We start from the raw sequence: 21,294 nt of genomic DNA, 5'->3' as shown, positions 1-21,294 counted from the left end.
GTATTTAAATTTACGCAGCAACGCGGCCTGTCCTGCGGAAAAGGAGGCTTATACCATGAGCGACAACGATAACGAAATCGTCACCACAGAAAATCTGCCGATGCTCGCCCTGCGCGGGCTGTCGGTTTTTCCAAACATGCTTTTAAATTTTGACGTCGAACGGGCCATGTCCGTGGCGGCGCTCAACGTCGCCGCCGAGGGCGAGAGGAGAATCTTCCTTCTGGCGCAGAAGGACATCTCAAAGGAATCGCCGGCGGAGGCGGACCTTTACAAGGTCGGCACCATCTGCTATGTCAAGCAGCTTCTGCGGATTCCGGGCGGGGGCATCAAGGTGCTCGTCGAGGGCCATCAGCGGGCGGCGCTGAAAAAGGTTTTGAGCGACAGAAAATTCTTTTTCGCAGAGGTCGAACCGATCCTGGAAGAAGTCCCGGAAAAAATTACGCCCCGGACAGAGGCGCTCATCCGCAAAAGCGTGAGCCTCTTTGATTCCTACTCATCGCTTACCGGCAACGTGACGAAAGAGGCCGTCATCGCCATCTATTCGTCGACGGAGCCCGGTTACATCGCCGATTATATCGCGCAGAACATGTACATGAAGCCGGAAAAGAAACAGCTCATTCTGGAGACGGTGTCGCCGACCAAGCGGCTGGAGCTCATCTGCGATATGCTGCTTCGTGAAATCGAGGTCGTCGAGATCGAGCAGCAGATCGACGAGCGCCTGCGCGGCAGGCTTGAGCGGCAGCAGCGCGATCACGTGCTCCGGGAGCAGCTGCGGGTTATCCAGTCCGAGCTGGGGGAGTCTTCCGACGTGGGCTCGGAGACGGACGACTACAGAAGCAAAATTCTGGCGCTGAAGCTGGACGGGGAGATCGAGAAAAAGCTTCTCCGGGAGGTCGACCGGCTGGAAAGGCAGCAGTTCGGTTCCAGTGAGTCCGCTGTTATACGCAATTATCTCGACATCTGCATCGAGCTGCCGTGGAAGACGCTCTCCAAGGAGCGTCTGGACGTAAAGGCGGCCCGCAGGATTCTCGATGAGGACCACTTCGGCCTTATGAAGGTCAAGGACAGGATCATCGATTTTCTGTCCGTCAAGCAGCTGACCCATCAGCACAACGGCACGATTTTGTGCCTGGTGGGCCCGCCGGGTGTCGGAAAGACGTCGGTGGCCATCAGCATTGCCAAAGCGCTGAACAGAAAGCTCGCCCGGCTGGCGCTGGGCGGCATCCACGACGAGGCCGAAATCCGCGGCCACCGGAAGACCTACGTCGGCGCCATGCCGGGCCGGATCATATCGGCCATCAGCCAGGCCGGCACCAGAAATCCGCTCCTGCTGCTGGACGAAATCGACAAGCTGGGCAGCGACTACAGGGGAGACCCGTCGTCGGCGCTTCTGGAGGCGCTGGACCCGGAGCAGAACGCCACCTTCCGCGACCACTATCTTGAGCTGCCTTTCGACCTGTCGGACGTAATGTTCATCACCACGGCGAACACGACCTCCACGATCCCGCGGCCACTTCTGGACCGTATGGAGGTCATCGAGCTGTCCAGCTACACCGATATGGAAAAGCTGGAGATCGCGAAAAGCCACCTGATCCCGAAGCAGCGCAAAAAGCACGGACTCAATCTCCGCCAGTTTAAAATCACCGACGACGCTGTTCTGGAGATCATCGCCGGCTATACGAGAGAGTCCGGCGTGCGCCTTCTGGAGCGCGAGGTCGCCGCAGCCTGCAGAAAAACGGCGTCCAAGATCGTGGCCGGCGATATAAAGAGCGTCATCATCAAGACGGGCATGCTGGAGGAATTCCTCGGCGTGCGTAAATATAAGCCCGAAACCATCGCGGGCAAGGATGAAATCGGCCTTGTCAAGGGACTCGCGTGGACCTCCATGGGCGGCGAGACGCTGGATGTGGAAGTCAATGTCCTCGACGGGTCGGGCAAGCTCGAGCTCACCGGCAATCTGGGCGACGTGATGAAAGAGTCGGCCCACGCGGCCGTGTCCTACATCAGGAGCCGCGCCGTCAAGCTGGGCATCGATCCCGATTTCTATAAAAACCGCGACATCCATATCCATTTCCCGGAGGGCGCCGTCCCGAAGGACGGGCCGTCCGCCGGCATTACCATCGCCATCGCCGTCATCTCCGCGCTGACCGGCGCCCCGGTACGCCGCGACCTGGCGATGACGGGAGAGATCACGCTGCGCGGCAGGATTCTCGCCATCGGCGGCCTGAAGGAAAAGACGATGGCCGCGCTCCGCACCGGCGTCAAGACCGTGATCATCCCGGCCGAGAACGAGCCGGACCTGGAGGACATCGACCAGACGGTGCGGCGCGCTCTGAACTTCGTCACGGCGGCCCACGTGGACAATGTGCTCGACGTCGCCCTCGACTTCACGTCGGTAAAGCTGCCGGTGAAGCCGGACGACGGGGTGCTCCCCATCATCGGAGACGGAGACAGGGCCGACGCCGGCCCGTCTATCCGGCAGTAGCGCCATGAACGTACAGAACGCAAAATTCATCAAATCAGCGGCAGCGCCGAAGGATTTTATATCCAACGGCCTGCCGCAGGTCGCGTTTGCCGGAAAATCGAATGTGGGCAAATCGTCGGTCATCAACAGGCTTGTGAACCGCAGAAATTTCGCCCGCGTAGGTGCTACGCCGGGGAAGACGGCGCATGTCAATTATTTCCTCATCGACGAGCGCGCCTATTTCGTCGACCTGCCCGGGTACGGCTATGCCAAGGTATCCCTTACGGAAAAACAGCGCTGGGCAAAGCTGATGGAAACGTATTTCCAGGACAGCGGCAGGATCGACTGCGGGGTGCTCATCGTCGACGCGCGCCATGACCCGACGGCCGACGACAAACTGATGGCGGGGTGGTTTAAGGGAACAGGCCGCCCGCTGCTGATCGTGGCGAACAAGGTCGACAAGCTTAACGCCACGGGGCTGAAAGGCTGCGGCGAGAAAATCCGGGAAGGCCTTGAGCTCGGGGCGGAGACGCCCGTGATTCTTTTTTCCGCGGAAAAGGGGACAGGCCGAGAGGCGCTGCTGAAAGAGATTGAAAATATTGCTAATTGCTGATATAATAGTCAAATAAGGAGGCGGGCGATTTTTGGCGAATATCTTAAATAATCTGAACTGGGCGACGCTGATCGACATGGCGATCTCGCTCGTCGCCGCACTTGCCTGCATCATTTTTCACGAGCTGTCGCACGGCTACATTGCCTACCGGCTCGGCGACAAAACGGCGAAGGAAATGGGCAGGCTCACGCTCAATCCGCTCAAGCATATCGACCCTATCGGCCTGCTGGCCTTTGTGCTGCTGAAATTCGGCTGGGCCAAGCCGGTCCAGGTGGACCCGAGAAATTTCAAAAATCCGAAGCGGGGCATGGCGATCACGGCGCTGGCCGGGCCGGCGTCCAATTTTGTGCTGGCTGTGCTGATGATGTTTATCCTGGGCTTCGTCCTGCCGTTTCTCAAGCCGGATTCCATAATTTTGGAGCTGCTGTTTCGCGTCGCATCCTTCAGCATCGTCCTCGGCATCTTCAATCTCGTTCCGCTGCCGCCGCTGGACGGCTCGAAAATCCTGTTTGCGGCAGCTTCGGACGAGCTGTGGATGAAGCTGATGCGTTACGAGCGGTACGGCTTTATTGTCCTGCTCGTGCTGGTGATGCTTCCTGCCACGAGCAACCTGCTGGGAAAAGCCACAAATGCCGTGTTCTACTGGCTTTTTGAACACGTTACACTATTTTCCGCGCATCTCGTCGGCTTTTATTAATAGGGTGCGGGTGATGGAAAATCCGATTTTTACGCTGAAAAGCGTCGTCAAGTCAAAGGGCGAGATGGAGGATTTTACGGGGCCGCTGGCTCTGATCCTACAGCTGCTCAGCAAAAACAAGATCGAAATCAAGGACATCAGCATCTCCCTGATTCTTGAGCAATATCTGGCATACCTGGACACCATGGCGGAAATGGACCTGGAGGTCGCCAGCGAATTTGTGGCCATGGCCTCGCATCTTGTCTATATCAAGACGAAAATGCTGCTTTCCGGGGAAGAAGACGTCGAGGAGCTCAATGAGCTCATCAACTCGCTGGAGGACCTGCGTCGGCGCGACGCTTATATCCAGATCAAATCCGTCACCGGCCAGCTGTTGGACATGTTCAGGAGCAGCTATGGCCTGATGGTCAAGCAGCCGGAATATCTTCCGCCGGACAACACGTACAAATACATGCACAGCATCAACGACCTCGCGAGAGCTTTCTTCCAGCTCATCGACAGGGAAGAGCCCGGCGGCGGGAACACGCCAAAGGCCGTTTTGTATCCCAAGCGCATTACGTATTCCGTGACGGAAAAAGCCGCCGAGATACTCGGCGTCGTCAAATCCCACGGCGCCACCCGCGTCAGTCTTTTGATCGGCGACGCGAAAAGCCGGTCCGAGATGGTGGCCGTTTTTATCGCGGTGCTGGAGCTGTGCCGGACAGGCTCTATTTACCTCGTCGGCTGCGACGAGGAGCTGACGATCGTGAGTTCCGGGCCGGACGCCGTCAACGCCGAGGTCCCCGCCGATTTTGACGGGAGCTTTGCGGAATAAAAAGTTCAGGCGCTTAACATCGAAAGCGATCACTTCAGCCGCGCACCCAGCGGCGGGACGGACGAAATAAATGGAAATTCGTGACATAGAAAGCATTATTGAGGGCATACTATTTGCGTCGGGCGAGCCTGTGGGAATCGGCCGGATCGCCACCTGCCTCGGTATTGACGAGACCATCGTGTCGGATGCGGCGGTGAAGCTGCGGGACCGTTACGTTTTTGAACGGCGGGGCATACGGCTTGTCTTTCTGGACAAGGCCATTCAGCTCTGCTCGGCCCCGGAATACGCCGACTATATCCGGCTGACGCTGGAGACGCGCAAGCAGCCGCAGCTGTCGCAGCAGGCGCTGGAGGTGCTCGGCATTATCGCCTATTTCCAACCCGTGACGAAGCTGTACGTCGAGCAGGTGCGCGGGGTCGACAGCTCCTATACCGTCGGGCTCCTGCAGGAGCGCGGTCTTATCGAAACGTGCGGCAGACTTGCCGTGCCCGGCCGGCCGCTTCTTTTCAGGACAACGCCCTCATTTCTCCGGACCTTCGGCATCACCTCGCTGGACGAGCTGCCGGAGCTGCCGGACGGGGAGAACTCGGTCAGTCCGGAAAACCTCATGATTTCGGGCTTTCAGGCCCTCGGAGCATCGGAACCGAAAGGAGTTTCGGAGGCGCAGCCATGATTGCTCTTGCAATAGTGCTCGCAATAGTGCTTCTCGTTTGCCTCCTGCGTGTCGGCGTCGTTGTCGAATACGGCGAGGACGGCTTTACGGCCGACGGGACGGTCGGTCCTGTTTCTTTCCGCCTGGCGCCGCGGAAAGAAAAAAATAAAGGCAAGCGGAAGCAGAATAAAAAAGCGGCGGAGGCAACTGTCAAATTGGGCCGGCTGACCGGCCTGAAGAACCAGCTGCCGTCCATCAGACAGGCGCTGTCCCGCCTCAGACGGAAGCTGCGCGTCAACGAGCTGACGATTTATTATATGGCGGCCGGCAGTGATCCTGCCGCGGCGGCGATGTATTTCGGCGCGGCGTCCGCTGGCTACGGTTTCCTTCTTCCAATTTTGGAGAACAGCTTCAAAATCAAAAAGCGCGACCTGCGCGCTTCGGTGAATTTTGAAGAGACGGAACCGTACATCTACCTCAGGGCAAAGCTTTCTCTCGCTGTCTGGGAAGCGTTTTACGTGGGCTTCGGACTGTTTAAAAATATAATCAAAAGTGAAAACATGAGAGCTAAAATCAGAAAGGCGGTTTAATTATGGATAAACATCCTATTGGCGATTTGATGGAGACAACGATGCAGAAGATCCGCGAGATGGTCGACGTCAATACGATTGTCGGCTCGCCGATCATCACCGCCGACGGCATCACGCTGATCCCCGTGTCGAAGGTCAGCTTCGGATTTGCCAGCGGCGGATCGGATTTCCAGACGAAGCATCAGCAGGCCAATCAGAACAACGCGTTCGGCGGCGGCAGCGGCGCCGGCGTCAACATCGTTCCCGTCGCTTTCCTTGTGGTCAAGGGGACAAATATCAAGCTCCTGAATATCGCGCCGCCGGCGTCGTCAACGGTCGACAGGATCATCGAGATGGTCCCGGAGGTCATCGACAAGGTCAATGAGCTCATGAATAAGGAATAATTCGGCCTGAAAATACAGCTTTTCGGCCTTTTACCGCCGTTTGCCCGGACGGAATTGCGATAATCCGGCGGATAAATGACAGGCACATGTTCATAATAAGCACTGCCTTAACTTAAAATGGGGTGGTGCTTATTTGTGACAAAGAGATCGGTTTCTCTTTTCGGTTATAAAGATTTGAGCGGCGCGGCTTTGCGCGTACACCGCAAAAGACTGACCGTCCTTTTGCTTTTGATATCGCTTTTGACAGCCAATGCCGCGCTTCTTCAGGCGTCGGCGGCGCCCGGTCCTTCGGCCAATGCCGCGATCCTTATGGAGTCCGCCAGCGGCGCGGTGCTCTACGAGAAAAACCCGGACAAGCGGATGCTGATCGCCAGCACGACGAAAATTTTGACGGCCCTCGTCGTCCTCGATAAGGGCGGCGCGGACGAAAAGGTCAAAATCGGCGCCGATTTTCCGGCTGTCGAGGGCTCGTCGATCTATTTGAAGCCCGGGGACGAGCTGACGGTCAAGGAGCTGCTCTACGGTCTTCTGCTGGAATCCGGAAACGACGCCGCGGTGGCTCTGGCCAGGCATGTCGCCGGCGACACCGGCCGGTTTGCGGAGCTGATGAACGCGCGGGCGCAGGCGCTTGGCTGCAAGAACTCTCATTTCGTCAACCCTCACGGGCTCGACGCCAAGGAGCATTATTCCTCGGCACGGGACCTGGCCCTCATCGCGCGGGAGGCGATGAACAACGAGACCTTCCGCGAGATCGTGTCCACGAAACGCCTGAACGCCGCCGGGCGGTATTTCAGGAACCACAACAAGCTCCTCTGGACGTGCCCCGGCGCCATCGGCGTCAAAACGGGCTTCACGGAGAGCGCGGGGCGAAGCCTCGTCTCCTGCGTCGAACGGGAGGGCATGCGCCTCATCTGCGTGACGCTCTCCGCGCCCAACGACTGGAACGACCACACGTCGCTCTATGACTGGGCTTACGGCGCCTACAGATGCGTCAGAATCGCCCGGAGCGAGGCAAGCTTCGGCAGCGTGCACGTGGTTTCCGGCGTCAGTGACGCGGCCGCCGTCCATCCGGAGACGGATTACGCGGCGGTGTTTCCGAAAAAAGACAATGTCGACGTCGTCTGGGAGCTCCCCAGGTTTGTCTACGCACCCGTTAAGGCCGGGAGCCGGGCCGGCGTCGTCAGGATCATGCAAAACGGACAGGCCGTTCAGGAAATCCCGCTCATCTATGACGGGGCGGTAAAGCTTGATACGTCTGTACCGCTGTCATTGTGGGAAAAATTGAAGTGGTCGCTGTCCTCCGGCGACAAGCAGACCTTCGTCCGCAGCGCGTAGCGGCCAAAATGCGGCGGCGCCTTTCCGCCCGCCCGGGAGTATCTGAATTATGCAGGAACGCCTTCAAAAAATACTGTCGGCTCACGGTGTGGCTTCACGCCGTGAGTCGGAAAAGCTGATCGGGGACGGCCGGGTCCGCGTTAACGGCGTGACGGCCGTCCTGGGCCAGAGCGCCGACGAGAGCACCGACCGCATCGAGGTGGACAGGCGGCCGCTGCGCACCGCGCCCGATAAAGTCTACATAATGCTCAACAAACCACGCGGCTATGTAACAACGATGAAGGACGAGCAGGGGCGGAAAAACGTCTCCGAGCTTGTACGGGGCTGCAAGGCGCGTGTTTACCCTGTGGGCCGGCTCGACCTGAACTCAGAGGGGCTTCTCATCATGACAAACGACGGGGCGCTGACGAATCTGCTGACGCACCCATCTCACGAAAAATCGAAAACGTATCTCGTGCGCGTCAGGGGAGACGCGGCGGACGCCGCCGAACGGCTCTCCGCGCCCATGACGCTGGACGGCGTCCAGCTGCGGCCCGCCAGCGTCCGCCTGCTTCGCGAGGCGCCGGACGGCGCCCTTTTATCGATAACCATCCACGAGGGGAAAAACAGGCAGATACGGCGGATGTGCGCCGAGCTCGGTCTTGAGGTGATATCGCTCAAGCGCGTCGGCGAGGGCGGCCTTCAGCTGGGCGAGCTCAGGTCCGGCTGCTGGCGGTATCTGACCGAGGCGGAAATCACGCTGCTTAAAAACAAAAATGCAGGAATACAGGGATAAAATTGCAATATTTTCTTGATTTATCCGCATTTCATCGGTATGATAGTTACAGAGCTTACAAATACCGTACATTACCGGAGGCATACGTATGGACAAGGATATTCTGAGCGTCATTGAGGCGGCGTCGCCCGGTTTTTCCAAGGGGCAGCGCAGCATCGCCAAATATATACTGGAGAACTACGAAAAGGCGGCCTTCATGACGGCCAGCCGGCTCGGACAGGTTGTGGACGTCAGCGAATCGACGGTCGTCCGCTTTGCCGCGGAGCTGGGCTACGACGGTTACCCGGAGATGCGGCGGGCACTGCAGGATATGATCCGCAACTGCCTGACCTCGGTGCAGCGCATCCAGGTCGCCAAGGAGCTCATGGAGAGCGAGGATATCGTATCGCTCGTATTATCCTCTGATATCGATCAGATCCGCCAGACAATGGAGGAAATGAACCGGCGGGATTTCGAGTCCGCCGTGGACAGGATCGTCAAGGCAAAAAACATTTATATTTTCGGGCTGCGCTCCTCGTCGGCGCTGGCCAATTTCATGGGCTTTTACTTCAATCTGATCTTTGACAACGTCCGCGTCATCAACGGCACGTCGGCCAGCGAGGTTTTCGAGCAGATCCTGCGCGTGTCCGAGGGCGACGTGTTCCTGGCGCTGTCCTTCCCGCGATATTCCCGGCGGACGATCAAGGCGATGCGCTATGCCCGGGACATGGGGGCCGATGTGATCGGTATCACGGACACCCCGGCCTCGCCGATCGCCAAGCTGGCCGATATCGCGCTCTTCGCCCGCAGCGACATGGTGTCCTTTATCGACACGCTGGTGGCGCCCTTAAGCCTCGTCAACGCGCTGATCGTGGCGACCTCCGCCAAGGCGCAGGGCGATCTGTATTCCAATTTTGAAAAGCTCGAGCGCATCTGGGACGAATACGAGGTCTACGAGAAAACGGATGTATGATGTCGTCGTCATCGGCGCCGGCGCGGCCGGCATGCTGGCGTCGGGGCTTGCCGCAGCCCGGGGGCTCCGTGTCCTGCTCCTTGAAAAAAATGACCGGCCCGGCCTGAAGCTCCGCATTACGGGGAAGGGTCGCTGCAACGTCACAAACGACTGCCCCGTGCGGGAAGCGCTCGACAATATCCCCACGGGCGGCAAGTTTCTTTACAGCGCTTTTAACGGCTTTACGCCCAGGGCTGCGATGGACTTTTTTGAAAAGCTCGGCGTGCCGCTGAAGACAGAGCGCGGTAACAGGGTTTTTCCGGCCTCTGACAGCGCGCAGGACGTTGTTTCCGCCTTGCGCCGGTATGCGGAAGGGGCCGGCGCGGAGCTCCGTAAAGGGACGGCAAGGGCCCTCCTGACTGAAGACGGCACCGTTTCCGGCGTCAAAACGGCGGATGAGGAGATCGCCTGCCGGGCCGTCATACTGTGCACGGGCGGCAAGTCGTACCCGCTGACGGGCTCCACCGGCGACGGATACAAAATGGCGGAGGCCGCCGGACACAGGATCGCGGCGCCGAAGCCGTCGCTGGTGCCGCTGGAAGCGTCGCCCGAGGTCTGCGCCAGGATGCAGGGCCTGTCGCTGAAAAATATCCGACTCACCGTGCGCGACGGCGGAAAAAAGCCGGTATACGAGGACTTCGGGGAAATGCTGTTCACGCATTTCGGCGTCTCGGGGCCTCTTATTTTATCGGCCAGCGCCCATATGCGGGATTTTGCCAATAAAAAATATGCGCTGTCCATTGATCTGAAGCCGGCCCTGGATGAGCATAAGCTTGACGCGCGGCTTCTGCGTGATTTTGAAAAGTACGCCAACAAAGATTTTGCCAACGCGCTCGCCGATCTGGCAAGCCGCACGATGATCCCCGTGCTTATCGACCTGTCCGGCATCCCGCCGGAGACGAAGGTGCACTCGATCACCCGGGAGCAGCGGCGGCGACTGCTGGCCCTCTTTAAGGATTTCAGACTTACCGTCACCGGCCCGCGCCCCATCGAGGAGGCCATCATCACGTCGGGCGGCGTGGATACGAGGGAACTCAATCCCACGACGATGGCGTCAAAGCTTGTTCAAAACCTGCACTTCGCCGGCGAGATCATTGACGCCGACGCGTACACCGGCGGCTTTAACCTGCAGATCGCCTGGAGCACGGCATACGCCGCCGCCACGCATGTATTGAAAAACGAATGAAGGGCAAGGGCGCCTCTTCGCGGCGCGGGGCCCCGAAAGGAAATAGCGAATGGAAGAAAGAAGCATCGCCATTGACGGCCCCAGCGGGGCGGGGAAATCAACGCTCGCGCGCCTGACGGCAAAGAAATACGGTCTCATTTACGTAGACACCGGCGCGCTGTACAGAAGCGTCGGCCTTTTTGCACTTCAGAGGGGCGTGTCGTCAAAGGACGAGGAAAACGTTGTAAAGCTTCTGCCCGATATTCGTATCGAGCTGCGGTACGACGGGGGCGGGCTGCAGCGGATGTTCCTGAACGGGAAGGATGTGACGGAGAATATCCGCGTCCCGGAGGCGTCCATTTACGCTTCCGACGTTTCGTCCATGGTGCCGGTCCGGGATTTCCTGCTGGCCATGCAGAGGGAGATGGCGGTAAAATACGACGTTGTCATGGACGGGCGCGATATCGGCACGGTCGTCCTCCCGGACGCCGGCTTGAAGATTTTTCTGACGGCCAGGCCCGAGGTGCGCGCCGAACGCCGATATGCCGAGCTGAAAGCAAAAAGCATCTCGACGACATATGATGAGGTGCTCAGAGACATCCTGTACCGCGACAAGAACGACAGCGAGCGCAGCGCCGCGCCCTTAAAGGCGGCGGAGGACGCGATTTTGGTCGACACGTCGGAGATGGATCTGGAGCAGTGCCTCAAGGCCATATGCGCTCTGGCGGAGGAAAAATTGGGGCTATGAATAAAGAATACCGCGCCTTCCGGCGGCTTTATCATTTTCTATATGTCGTCCTGTTCCCGGTGTATAGGGTCAAATGCATCGGCGGGGAGAATATCCCGGCCGGGCCGGCGGTGTTCTGTGCCAACCACTCCAGCAATTTTGACCCGATTCTTTTGTGCATGGGGATCGGGATAGAGCACCATCCGCATTTCATGGCGAAAATCGAGCTGTTCAGGATGCCTGTTCTATCCTCCGTCATCCGGGCCATCGGCTCGTTCCCCGTGGACCGCGACCGCAGTGATATCGGCGCCATCAAAACGGCGATGAAATATCTGAAGGCCGGGGAAAAGGTCGGGATTTTCCCGGAGGGGCGGCGCAATCTGACGGAAGACGGGGATGCAAAGCGCGGCGCCGTCCAGATCGCCGACCAGATGTCCGTACCCGTCATACCGGTGTACATCCCCAGAAATAAAAAACCGTTTCATACGTATACTATTGTCGTCGGTGCACCGTATCTCGTCAATCCAGAGCGCAAAAAGCTCTCCCGCGCCGAATACGACGGCCTGGCGGGGGTTCTGATGGACAAGATCGCGGCGCTCAAGGCTGCGGGGGAGGCCGGGCAATGAAAATCATTCTCGCGAAATCCGCCGGGTTCTGCTTTGGCGTCCGGCGGGCCGTCAATATCTGTGAGGACACCGCGAAAAGCGGCGCCCGCTGCGCGACGCTGGGGCCGATCATTCACAACACAAGCGTCACCCGCGCCCTGGCTGAAAAGGGCGTCCGGGAGCTTGGCGACGTGGGCGACGCGCAGCCCGGGGAGACGGTTATCATCCGATCTCACGGCGCAAAAAGGGGAGAAATCGAGGCGCTCAAGGCGCTTGGCGCCGATATCCTCGATGCCACCTGCCCAGACGTGGCCAAAATCCACGGCATTGTGCGGCGCGAGTCCGACGAGGGGCGCACAGTCCTGATTGTCGGGGAGAAAAACCATCCCGAGGTCGAAGCCATATCCAGTTGGTGCGGCGACTGCAGGATTGTGGAAACGCCGGAAGAAGTCAGGGAATGGCTCCGGCAGTCGCCCAACGCAAAAAGCGCGCCGATTTCCGTTGTTTCCCAGACAACAAACACGCGCGACGTGTTTGAATTGTGCTGTTTGGAAGTAAAAAAAGAGTGTACAAATCTCAAAATATTTGATACAATATGCAACGCCACGTGCAGACGCCAGGAAGAGGCCAAAGAAATCTCTCGTCGAGTTGACGCCATGATTGTCATCGGCGGCAAATCGAGTGCCAACAGCATTAAGCTTGCGGAAATCTGCAGAGCTCACTGCAACAGAGTGTATTTCATTGAATCAGCCGACGATCTTGACATTTCGTATTTCAGTGACTCCGACACTGTCGGTATTACTGCGGGCGCTTCCACACCGGCGTGGATAATTAAGGAGGTCAGTCAGATGTTGAGTGAAGAAATGAATATCGAAGAGTCAGGCGGACAAGCAGGCGAAACAGAAGTCAAGGAGGCGGCGCAGGAAGCTGTCGAATCCTTTGAGGAAATGCTGGAAAAATCAATTAAAACTTTAAATACTGGGGAAAAAGTGACCGGCATTATCGCCGCTATTACGCCGACAGAGATTTCTGTGGATCTCGGCACGAAGCAGTCAGGTTACATACCTCTGGCTGAGCTGACCGATGATCCGTCGGTGAAAGTGGAAGACATCGTCAAAATCGGCGATTCAATTGAGACTTTTGTTCTGCGCGTCAACGACGTGGAGGGCACCGTCATGCTGTCGAAAAAGCGTCTTGACTCCGTCAAGAGCTGGGACGATATCGAAGTGGCAAAAAATGAAAAAACCACTGTTGAGGGTGTCGTTACGGAAGAGAACAAGGGCGGCGTTGTCGTCTCTGTGCGGGGCGTCCGCGTTTTTGTGCCGGCTTCCCAGACGGGCCTGGCGAAGGACGTGCCCATGTCGACGCTTGTGAAAACGAAGGTCAAGCTGCGCATCACGGAGGTCAACCAGTCGCGCCGCCGTGTCGTGGGCTCCATAAGGGCCGTTGCCAACGAGGAGCGCCGCGAAAAGATGGAGCAGATCTGGAATGAGATCGAAGTCGGCAAAAAATACGAGGGCGTCGTGAAATCCATGACGTCGTACGGCGCTTTCGTCGATATCGGCGGCATCGACGGGATGGTGCACGTTTCCGAGCTCAGCTGGACCAGAATCCACCAGCCGTCCGACGTGCTGAATATCGGCGACAAGATCGAGGTCTTCGTCATCTCCTTCGACAAGGAAAAGAAAAAGATTTCACTCGGCTATAAGACGAAGGAAGACAATCCGTGGGAGAAGTTTATCACCGCCTATAAGATCGGCGATACGATCAACGTCAAGATCGTCAAACTCATGCCCTTCGGCGCGTTCGCGGAGATCATCCCCGGCGTGGACGGCCTGATCCACATTTCGCAGATCACCGACCACAGGATTGGTCTGCCCTCCGAGGTCCTGAAGGAAGGCATGGACACCGATGTCAGAATCACGGATATCGATCTGGAGAAGCACAAGGTCTCTCTGAGTATCAGGGCACTGATGACGCCCGATTCCGCGCCCGTCTCCGATAAGGCGCCCACCATCGTTTACGACACGGACTTCCCGCCGGCCGAAATCCCGGAAGAGTAAAAATCATTCCGTGTCGGATCGGGAATAAAATAAGGTAGTTTTGTATACCGGAAACGAGAAAGTATCGTTTCCGGTATATTTTTCTTTAAAACTGCAAAATAATAGAATATCGGCATGTCCCATGGGTTTTCGCTGCGGATTTATCCGGCCGTCGGGAAAAATTTGATGAAAATACTTGCTATACCAAGTAAATTTGGTATATAATTAACTTTGCACTCAAAATGGATCAATCATTTGGGACTTGAATTTAAGGTGAGGAATCTATGTTCAGAGTTGGCGATATGATCGCTCACCCCATGCACGGGGCCGGCATCATTGACAGTATCGAAGAGCGGAAAATCAACGGATGTACCCGCCAGTATTATATTCTCAAAATGCCCGCCGGGGGGATGGTCGTGATGATTCCCACCGAGAGCAGCGAAGCCATCGGCGTACGTCCGATTGTGGACTCCGCCGCCGCCGAGTCTCTTTTGAATTCGATTTCAAAAATTGAGGCCGACATGACGTCCAACTGGAACAGGCGTTACCGCGAGAATATGCAGCGTCTGAAGAGCGGAGACCTTTTGGAGGTCGCGCGGGTCGTCAAGGGCCTCATGGCACGCGACGTTGAAAAGGGGCTGTCTACCGGCGAGCGCAAGATGCTCCATTCGGCCAAGCAGATTTTGATTTCAGAGATCGTCCTGTCGCAGCAGTCGAGTTACGAAGAAGTCGAAATGCGTATCAACAAGGTTCTGGTATAACAGCGGCGGAGGAAAAACCTCCGCTTTTGCATGAGCGCGTTCCGATCATACCGGGAGGGAAATCCAATGGCGCTGAAGCTGTCCGGTCTCGCGAGAAGAGAAAAGGCGCATGAAAACCAGAAAGGCTGCTGCTCCGCTGTCGTCGCCGCCGGCGGGGCATCTTCACGCATGGAAGGGCAGGATAAGCTCTTTTTGGACATTGGCGGCGTCCCCGTTCTGGCGCACACGCTCCTGGCGCTCAACAAGTGCCCGGAGGTCGGCGAAATCGTCGTTGTTACGCGGCAGGACAGGATGGATGACGTGGCGCGGCTTGTCTCCGAATATGGGGTGTCCAAGGCCGCCAAGCTCGTACCCGGCGGTCAGACCCGCCTGGAATCCGTTATGAACGGCGTCCTGCAGGTGTCTCCGCACGCGCGGCTCATTGCCGTCCACGATGGGGCGCGCCCTTTTGTGACGGGAGAAACCGTTTCTCTCGCCGTTGCCGCGGCGCTGAAATTCTCCGCCGCGGCGCCGGCCGTCCCGGTGACATCGACGGTCAAAATGGCCAAAAACAACATGGTCGTCAAAACAGTAGACAGGGACGGGCTGTTTGAGATACAGACGCCCCAGATATTCGCCGCGGAGCTTTTGAAAGGGGCCTTGCAGAATGCCGCTGACAAAAAGCTTTACATAACCGACGACTGCATGGCGGTGGAGGCGCTGGGCTGTTCCGTCTGCCTGACGGCCGGGACAAGAGAGAACATCAAGCTGACGACGGCAATCGATGTTGCGTTTGCCGAAGCTATTCTACAGATGCGGAGGAAAGAAGATGAGGATCGGACACGGTTATGACGTCCATCGCCTGAAGACCGGCCGTCCCTGTATCCTGTGCGGTGTGCTGATTCCAAGCGACTTCGGGCCGGACGGACACTCGGACGCGGACGTCCCGGTTCACGCGCTGATGGACGCGCTCCTGGGCGCGCTGGCATTGGGCGATATCGGCAAGTATTTCCCCGATTCCGATGAAAAATACAAGGATGCGGACAGCGTGGGGCTGTTAAAAATTGTTTACGGGGATATACAAGCAAAGGGGTATAAGCTTTCAAACGCCGATATGACGATTGTCGCGCAGAATCCGAAGCTCTCGCCGCATATCGCCGATATGCGGCGCAATATCGCCGCGGCGCTTGGCTGCGGCGTCGAGCAGATCAGCGTCAAGGCGACGACGGAGGAAAAAATGGGCTTTACCGGCGAGGGTCTGGGCATATCCGCCCACGCCGTCGTGCTACTCGAGAAAATTTAACAAATGACGGCAAGGGCAGAGCCCTTGCCCTACAGAAGATGGAATACAATATCCGTTTCCTTGTAGGGCAGGGGCTCTGCCCTTGCCGCTTCCGCAAAACACGCGGACGGATTTCACAACAAAACCGCACTTACCGAAAATCACTGGGCGGCATATTATGGTTTGAACGGCAGCAGTCTGGATGCCGGATCAATACCAACCGAGAGGAGAGCCGTCAGTGGTCTATTATCTCTTGATCTGCAGGTCGCTTACGTATGCCCAACGCACAGCAAAGGCACTGGAGCGTGTGGGGATCACCGCCATCGTCACCAAGGTGCCTCAGGTCATTTCGTCCGACGGGTGCGGATATTGCGTAAAGGTGTCGGCCAAACATATTTCAAACGCGCTCGTCGCCCTGAAAAACGCGGAGCTTTATCCCATAAAGGTCTTCGTTTTATATGCCGACGGTAATTATAACGAGGTAACCCTATGATATACCTCGACAACGCCGCCACAACGATGATAAAACCGGCGAGTGTCGCCAGAAACGCCGCGTGGGCCGTCGGCCATCTCAGCAGCCCGGGCAGGGGCGGCTACACCGCCGCCATGGACGCTTCCGAAATCGCCTTTGAGTGCCGTGAAAAGGTCTCAAAGCTCTTCAGCGTCGGGGACCCGGAAAGCATCGTTTTTACATTCAACGCCACGCACGCTTTAAACATTGCCATCAAAAGTCTCGTCCGCCGCGGCGACAAGGTGCTCATATCCGGATATGAGCACAACGCCGTCACACGCCCGCTGCATGCCATTGGAGCCCGTGTCATTGTCGCGGCGTCCGAGCTTTTCGAGCCGGAGATGGCGCTGCTTGCTTTTGAGCGGCGCCTTTCCGAAGACACGGCCCTCGTCATCTGCAACCATGTCTCAAACGTCTTTGGGTACATCCTGCCGGTCGAGAGGATCGCAGCGGCCTGCCGGGAAAAGCATGTGCCGTTCATTCTGGATGCGTCCCAGTCCGCCGGCGCGCTCGACATCGATTTTGCAAAGCTCAGCGCGGACTATATCTGTATGCCGGGCCACAAGGGGCTGTATGGGCCCCAGGGCACAGGGCTGCTTCTCTGCGCGCGCCGTCCCGAGGGCATCCTGCAGGGCGGAACCGGCAGCAATTCGCTGTCACAGGATATGCCCGATATGCTGCCGGACCGCCTGGAGGCCGGCACGCACAACATGCCGGGCATCGCGGGGCTCTCCGCGGGACTGGACTATATTGCGAAAAAGGGCCTGAAGAATATCCTGTCGCACGAGCGCGCACTGGTCGCCGAGGCTGCAGACGGGCTTGTCAAAATAGAAAAGGTGCGCGTTTATAAAAGCGAATACGAATACTGCCAGGCCGGCGTCCTCTCGTTCGTGGTGGACGGTGTCCCGTGCGAGACGGTCGGCGAGGAGCTGTCCGCCCGGGGGATCTGCGTGCGCGCCGGGCTGCACTGCGCGCCGCTGGCCCACAAGACGGCCGGGACACTTCCAAACGGGACGGTGCGGATGAGTGTCTCCAGCTTCAACACGAAGCGGGACATATCGGCGCTGGTGAGCGCGGTGGAGGAAATCGTCCGCCGGGGATGAACAGCTCCGGCTTTCCATTACCGAAAGGTTTTTGGATTTGATACAAAATGTTCATAGATATGACATTGCCATTTTTCCATAAATATAATATAATACTTAAATAATGCTCAAATACTACATATGTTTTATATTCATATGCTGGTAATTCATGCGTCAGATAAAACTGTGAGTTAGGATGTATATGCGATGGCCTCTGTGAGGGAAGTTCTTCATATTTTATTGAACTTTATACAGACCGTAAGTATATGGGATATACTGGATATACTCATTGTCGCATATCTGATTTACCGCATCATTACCGTCGTGCGCAAGACAAGCTCCGCCAGCGTCATCAAGGGCATTATTCTCCTCCTGGCGGTCATGTGGCTGTCGAGCCTTTTGAATCTCAATGTTATCAATTACCTGCTGGGGCAGACGATGAAGCTGGGCGTGCTCGTTTTGATCGTCCTTTTCCAGCCGGAGCTCCGGCGCTTCCTTGAGCAGATGGGCAGCAGCAATTTCAGGATGGTTTTTGCCCGGAAGGTCAAGATCGGCTACATGGAAGCCTGCATTTCGAACACGGTGGCCGCCTGCATGGAAATGTCCCGGAAGCGGATGGGCGCGCTGATCGTTTTCGAGAGGGAAATCGCCCTTGTCGATCATATCAAAACCGGCACGAAGCTGGACGCGATCCTGACCGCCGAGCTTTTAAAGAGCATCTTTTTCCCAAAAGCGCCGCTCCATGACGGCGCCGTGATCGTTCGGGACGGACGGATATCGGCGGCGGCCTGTATGCTGCCGATGTCTTCAAACATCAATATCAGCCGCGACCTGGGCATGCGCCACAGGTCCGGCATCGGCATGAGCGAGGTTTCCGACGCCGTCGTCGTCATCGTCTCGGAGGAGACAGGCTCTATCAGCGTCGCCATCGACGGGATGCTCAAAAGGCACCTGGCCCACGAAACTTTCGAAAAGCTCCTGCGCAACGAACTCCTGGCGGAAGAGAGCCGCCCGGATACGAGAACGAAGCTGCGCAACAGGTTTAAGGTGAAGAAATGATGCTGAAGGAAAGAATGCGTAAAATTTTCGGAAGCAAGGTATTTTATATCGTCTTTTCGCTGCTTGCCTCCATGACGATCTGGCTGTATGTGGCTTATGTGGAAAATCCCAACGTCACCGTCAGCGTCCGGGGCATCAAAGTTGAATTCATCAACGAGGACTATCTGACGGACAGGTCTCTTGTCATCACCAAGACAAATTACGACACCGTGTCGCTCAATCTTCTGGGCAGGCGCAATACCGTATCGCAGCTTACAAACTCCAATATCAAGATAACGGCGGACCTCTCGGTCATCAAATCCGCGGGGGTTTACAGGGTTCCGTATACCGTCACATATCCCATCGATATCAATCCGGCGTCCGTTACCATTACGGGCCGCTCCAGCGATAATATCTCCGTCACCGCGGACTCCCTCGTTACGAAGGACATCCAGGTCCGCGCCACCTATGACGGCGGCGTGGCGGAGGGCTACCAGGCCGAGCCCATCGAGGTGAAACCGGACACGATCTCCGTGTCGGGGCCGAAGGAGGTCGTCTCAAAGATATCCAACGCCACTGTCACGGTATTGAGAGAGAATATCTCCAAGACGGTGGAGGATGACCTGCCGGTGATGCTCGTCGATGAAAACGGGCGGCAGGTCACATCGGACAAGCTCGTTTTGAGTCAGAAAACGGTCACCGTTAAAATCCCCGTCCTCAAGGTCAAGACCGTACCGCTGACCGTCAACCTGACGCCGGGCGCCGGCGCGGACAATACGAACACGGTCTGCTCCATCACGCCGTCGGATATCTCCATCTCCGGAGACTCCGAAACGCTGGACAGCCTCAACCAGATCGTCCTCGGGACGATTGACCTGAGCCAGTTCTTGACCTCCACGACCCAGACCTTCAAGATCGCGCTGCCCAACGGCACCACGAATCTGACAGGTACGACGGAAGCGACGGTGAGCGTCACCATCAACGGGCTCGATTCAAAGCATGTGAACGCCACAAACATCCAGGTGTCAAACGTCACCGACGGTTATACCGCCACTGTCGTCACAACGAGTATGGACGTCGTGCTGCGCGGAAAGACGGCGGCGCTGACCAATATCGCGCCGGACAATATCCGCATCGTCGCCGATTTGACCGAGCTCGGCGCGACGACTGGAATATATTCGGTGCTCGCCAAAGTTTACGTCGACGGAGATTCCACCGGCATCGGCGCCGTCGGCGAATATAAGATCACTGTGGCGATGGCGAAAAGTTAACGGGAAGGCACTATGTTTGGATACGTCAGACCCCTGAAGGACGAGCTGAAAGTCCGTGAATACGACCAGTTCAAGGCTTGCTACTGCGCGCTGTGCCATACGCTGAAGTCCCGGTACGGCGCGTTTTCGAGGAATATCCTCAATTTTGACTTCACTTTCCTTACCATGCTGCTCTGGGACGGTACGGACCGGCCGGCTTACCAATGCGCCAGATGCGTGGCCAGCCCGCTGCGGAAGAAGACGTATTGCGCGCCGTCGCCCGCTCTGGACCTTTGCGCCGGCTACAGCGTCATCCTGGCATGGTGGAAGCTGCGGGACTCGGTGAAGGACGAGACTTTTTTCGTCTCGCTCGGGGACAGGCTCCTATCGCTGCTGTTGCGCCGCGCGTACAAAAAGGCGTCCCGCGCCTATCCGGCGTTTGACGAGACGGTCCGGTCCAATCTGGAGGCGCTGGGCCGTCTTGAGTCGGCGGGAGACGCTTCGCTCGACGCGTGCGCCGACAAATTTGCCGCTATCACGGAGGCGCTGGCCGCGCCGCCCGGCGGGGAAGCCGGCAGCGCCGATAAGGCCCGGCCGCTGCGGCAGCTTTTGTATCATACCGGCCGGTATATTTACATCACCGACGCGTGCGACGATCTTGAGGACGACCTCAAAAAGCGCCGCTTCAATCCCGTGGCAAACCGTTTCGGGCTGACGTCCGGGGTCGTGCCGGAGGAGGACAGGACGGTCCTCCGAACGACGCTGATGCACTCCTGCGCTCTGATCGGCGCGGCCTATGAGCTGCTGCCGAAAAATTACTGGGCGCCGGTACTGAGCAATATCATCTACCTCGGCATGCCGGAAACCTGCTTTCGTGTGCTTGACGGCACATGGAGAAAAGGGAAAGGCGCCGCAAATAAAGGAATGGACAGAACAATATGAACGATCCGTACAGCGTCCTGGGCGTGTCCCCGGGCGCGACTGAAGAAGAGATTAAGAAAGCGTACAGGGAGCTTGTCCGCAAATACCATCCGGACAACTATCACAATAATCCGCTGGCGGATCTCGCCCAGGAAAAAATGAAAGAGATCAACGAGGCGTACGATCAGGTGACGAAATCCCGGTCGGGCGGCGGGCAAAGCGGGTCTTATAACGCCGGCGGGGGTTACGCGGGTCCGACAGGCGCAACGGGCGGCAGCGCCGAATTCACACAGGTCAGGGCGGCGATCAACTCCGGGAATCTGGCACTGGCCGAACAGCTGCTGAACGCGTCGCAGAGCAGGAACGCAGAGTGGCATTTCCTGATGGGGAGCCTCTGCTACAGAAAGGGCTGGCTGGACGACGCGCGCCGGTACTTTCAGACGGCGGCCGACATGGAGCCGGGCAACCAGGAATACCTGCAGGCCCTGAGCTTTATCAGCAGGGGCGGACAGCCCTATAACCCTTACGGCTATAACTATAACGCCGGGACCGGAGGCTGCAGCGCCTGCGACGTCTGTACCGCGATGCTCTGCGTCGACGCCTGCTGCCAGTGCTGA

The 21,294-nt window shown here is 57.5% G+C and carries 23 protein-coding genes; all 23 read left to right on the top strand.

Features of this window, described 5'->3' with window-relative positions:
• The first annotated feature begins 55 nt into the window (after positions 1 to 55).
• The 23 genes from lon to BUB60_RS00505 all read left to right on the top strand — a co-directional run bounded on the left by lon (position 56) and on the right by BUB60_RS00505 (position 21,294).
• Positions 56 to 2,485, top strand: coding sequence for an endopeptidase La (gene lon / locus BUB60_RS00615; protein WP_073075713.1), 2,430 nt, complete (start codon positions 56 to 58; stop codon positions 2,483 to 2,485).
• Positions 2,486 to 2,489: 4 nt separating this feature from the next.
• Positions 2,490 to 3,077, top strand: coding sequence for a ribosome biogenesis GTP-binding protein YihA/YsxC (yihA, locus tag BUB60_RS00610; protein WP_073075712.1), 588 nt, complete (start codon positions 2,490 to 2,492; stop codon positions 3,075 to 3,077).
• A gap of 31 nt (positions 3,078 to 3,108) precedes the next feature.
• Positions 3,109 to 3,774: a site-2 protease family protein gene (locus BUB60_RS00605; RefSeq protein ID WP_084726137.1), complete on the top strand. Its 666-nt coding sequence runs from the start codon at positions 3,109 to 3,111 to the stop codon at positions 3,772 to 3,774.
• Between the two features lie 13 nt (positions 3,775 to 3,787).
• Positions 3,788 to 4,588 (top strand): segregation and condensation protein A, encoded by an 801-nt coding sequence (locus tag BUB60_RS00600; protein WP_073075711.1) that lies wholly within the window; start codon positions 3,788 to 3,790, stop codon positions 4,586 to 4,588.
• A gap of 70 nt (positions 4,589 to 4,658) precedes the next feature.
• Entirely contained in the window at positions 4,659 to 5,261 is a 603-nt protein-coding gene (gene scpB, locus BUB60_RS00595) for an SMC-Scp complex subunit ScpB (protein ID WP_073075710.1), read from the top strand.
• Positions 5,258 to 5,830, top strand: a complete 573-nt coding sequence (locus BUB60_RS00590; RefSeq protein WP_073075709.1) for a DUF2953 domain-containing protein — start codon at positions 5,258 to 5,260, stop codon at positions 5,828 to 5,830. The genes scpB and BUB60_RS00590 overlap by 4 nt, the downstream gene beginning before the upstream one ends.
• A 2-nt stretch (positions 5,831 to 5,832) precedes the next feature.
• Positions 5,833 to 6,213 (top strand): GerW family sporulation protein, encoded by a 381-nt coding sequence (gene ytfJ, locus BUB60_RS00585; RefSeq protein WP_073075708.1) that lies wholly within the window; start codon positions 5,833 to 5,835, stop codon positions 6,211 to 6,213.
• Positions 6,214 to 6,348: 135 nt separating this feature from the next.
• Positions 6,349 to 7,548: a D-alanyl-D-alanine carboxypeptidase family protein gene (locus BUB60_RS00580; RefSeq protein WP_159435316.1), complete on the top strand. Its 1,200-nt coding sequence runs from the start codon at positions 6,349 to 6,351 to the stop codon at positions 7,546 to 7,548.
• A gap of 49 nt (positions 7,549 to 7,597) precedes the next feature.
• A complete protein-coding gene (locus BUB60_RS00575; protein WP_073075707.1) occupies positions 7,598 to 8,323 on the top strand; it encodes a pseudouridine synthase in 726 nt (241 codons plus the stop codon).
• Positions 8,324 to 8,411: 88 nt separating this feature from the next.
• The gene (locus tag BUB60_RS00570) at positions 8,412 to 9,275 is read left to right on the top strand and encodes a MurR/RpiR family transcriptional regulator (RefSeq protein ID WP_073075706.1); all 864 of its coding nucleotides are present in this window, start codon (positions 8,412 to 8,414) and stop codon (positions 9,273 to 9,275) included.
• Positions 9,268 to 10,500, top strand: a complete 1,233-nt coding sequence (locus tag BUB60_RS00565; RefSeq protein WP_073075705.1) for a BaiN/RdsA family NAD(P)/FAD-dependent oxidoreductase — start codon at positions 9,268 to 9,270, stop codon at positions 10,498 to 10,500. Before BUB60_RS00570 ends, BUB60_RS00565 begins: the two co-directional genes overlap by 8 nt.
• Positions 10,501 to 10,549: 49 nt before the next feature.
• On the top strand, positions 10,550 to 11,227 hold the full coding sequence (gene cmk / locus BUB60_RS00560) for a (d)CMP kinase (protein WP_073075704.1): 678 nt from the start codon (positions 10,550 to 10,552) through the stop codon (positions 11,225 to 11,227).
• Positions 11,224 to 11,832, top strand: coding sequence for a lysophospholipid acyltransferase family protein (locus BUB60_RS00555; RefSeq protein WP_073075703.1), 609 nt, complete (start codon positions 11,224 to 11,226; stop codon positions 11,830 to 11,832). Before cmk ends, BUB60_RS00555 begins: the two co-directional genes overlap by 4 nt.
• On the top strand, positions 11,829 to 13,874 hold the full coding sequence (locus BUB60_RS00550) for a bifunctional 4-hydroxy-3-methylbut-2-enyl diphosphate reductase/30S ribosomal protein S1 (RefSeq protein ID WP_073075702.1): 2,046 nt from the start codon (positions 11,829 to 11,831) through the stop codon (positions 13,872 to 13,874). The genes BUB60_RS00555 and BUB60_RS00550 overlap by 4 nt, the downstream gene beginning before the upstream one ends.
• A gap of 263 nt (positions 13,875 to 14,137) precedes the next feature.
• Entirely contained in the window at positions 14,138 to 14,614 is a 477-nt protein-coding gene (locus BUB60_RS00545) for a CarD family transcriptional regulator (RefSeq protein ID WP_073075701.1), read from the top strand.
• Between the two features lie 66 nt (positions 14,615 to 14,680).
• On the top strand, positions 14,681 to 15,445 hold the full coding sequence (gene ispD, locus BUB60_RS00540; protein WP_073075700.1) for a 2-C-methyl-D-erythritol 4-phosphate cytidylyltransferase: 765 nt from the start codon (positions 14,681 to 14,683) through the stop codon (positions 15,443 to 15,445).
• Positions 15,423 to 15,896, top strand: coding sequence for a 2-C-methyl-D-erythritol 2,4-cyclodiphosphate synthase (gene ispF / locus BUB60_RS00535; RefSeq protein WP_073075699.1), 474 nt, complete (start codon positions 15,423 to 15,425; stop codon positions 15,894 to 15,896). The genes ispD and ispF overlap by 23 nt, the downstream gene beginning before the upstream one ends.
• A gap of 217 nt (positions 15,897 to 16,113) precedes the next feature.
• Positions 16,114 to 16,368, top strand: a complete 255-nt coding sequence (locus BUB60_RS00530) for a putative Se/S carrier protein (protein WP_073075698.1) — start codon at positions 16,114 to 16,116, stop codon at positions 16,366 to 16,368.
• Positions 16,365 to 17,489, top strand: coding sequence for an aminotransferase class V-fold PLP-dependent enzyme (locus BUB60_RS00525; RefSeq protein WP_073075697.1), 1,125 nt, complete (start codon positions 16,365 to 16,367; stop codon positions 17,487 to 17,489). Before BUB60_RS00530 ends, BUB60_RS00525 begins: the two co-directional genes overlap by 4 nt.
• Positions 17,490 to 17,708: 219 nt before the next feature.
• On the top strand, positions 17,709 to 18,527 hold the full coding sequence (gene cdaA, locus BUB60_RS00520; protein ID WP_242941102.1) for a diadenylate cyclase CdaA: 819 nt from the start codon (positions 17,709 to 17,711) through the stop codon (positions 18,525 to 18,527).
• On the top strand, positions 18,527 to 19,777 hold the full coding sequence (locus tag BUB60_RS00515) for a CdaR family protein (RefSeq protein WP_073075695.1): 1,251 nt from the start codon (positions 18,527 to 18,529) through the stop codon (positions 19,775 to 19,777). The genes cdaA and BUB60_RS00515 overlap by 1 nt, the downstream gene beginning before the upstream one ends.
• Positions 19,778 to 19,789: 12 nt before the next feature.
• Positions 19,790 to 20,698 carry a DUF5685 family protein gene (locus tag BUB60_RS00510; RefSeq protein ID WP_073075694.1) on the top strand — a complete coding sequence of 303 codons (909 nt, stop codon included), beginning with the start codon at positions 19,790 to 19,792 and terminating at the stop codon, positions 20,696 to 20,698.
• Entirely contained in the window at positions 20,695 to 21,294 is a 600-nt protein-coding gene (locus BUB60_RS00505; protein ID WP_073075693.1) for a J domain-containing protein, read from the top strand. Before BUB60_RS00510 ends, BUB60_RS00505 begins: the two co-directional genes overlap by 4 nt.

The organism is Sporobacter termitidis DSM 10068 (genome assembly GCF_900130065.1).
In the GTDB taxonomy this organism is placed as follows: domain Bacteria; phylum Bacillota; class Clostridia; order Oscillospirales; family Oscillospiraceae; genus Sporobacter; species Sporobacter termitidis.
Note: the sequence above shows the minus strand (reverse complement) of the source record. Positions and strands in the feature narration are given on the sequence as shown.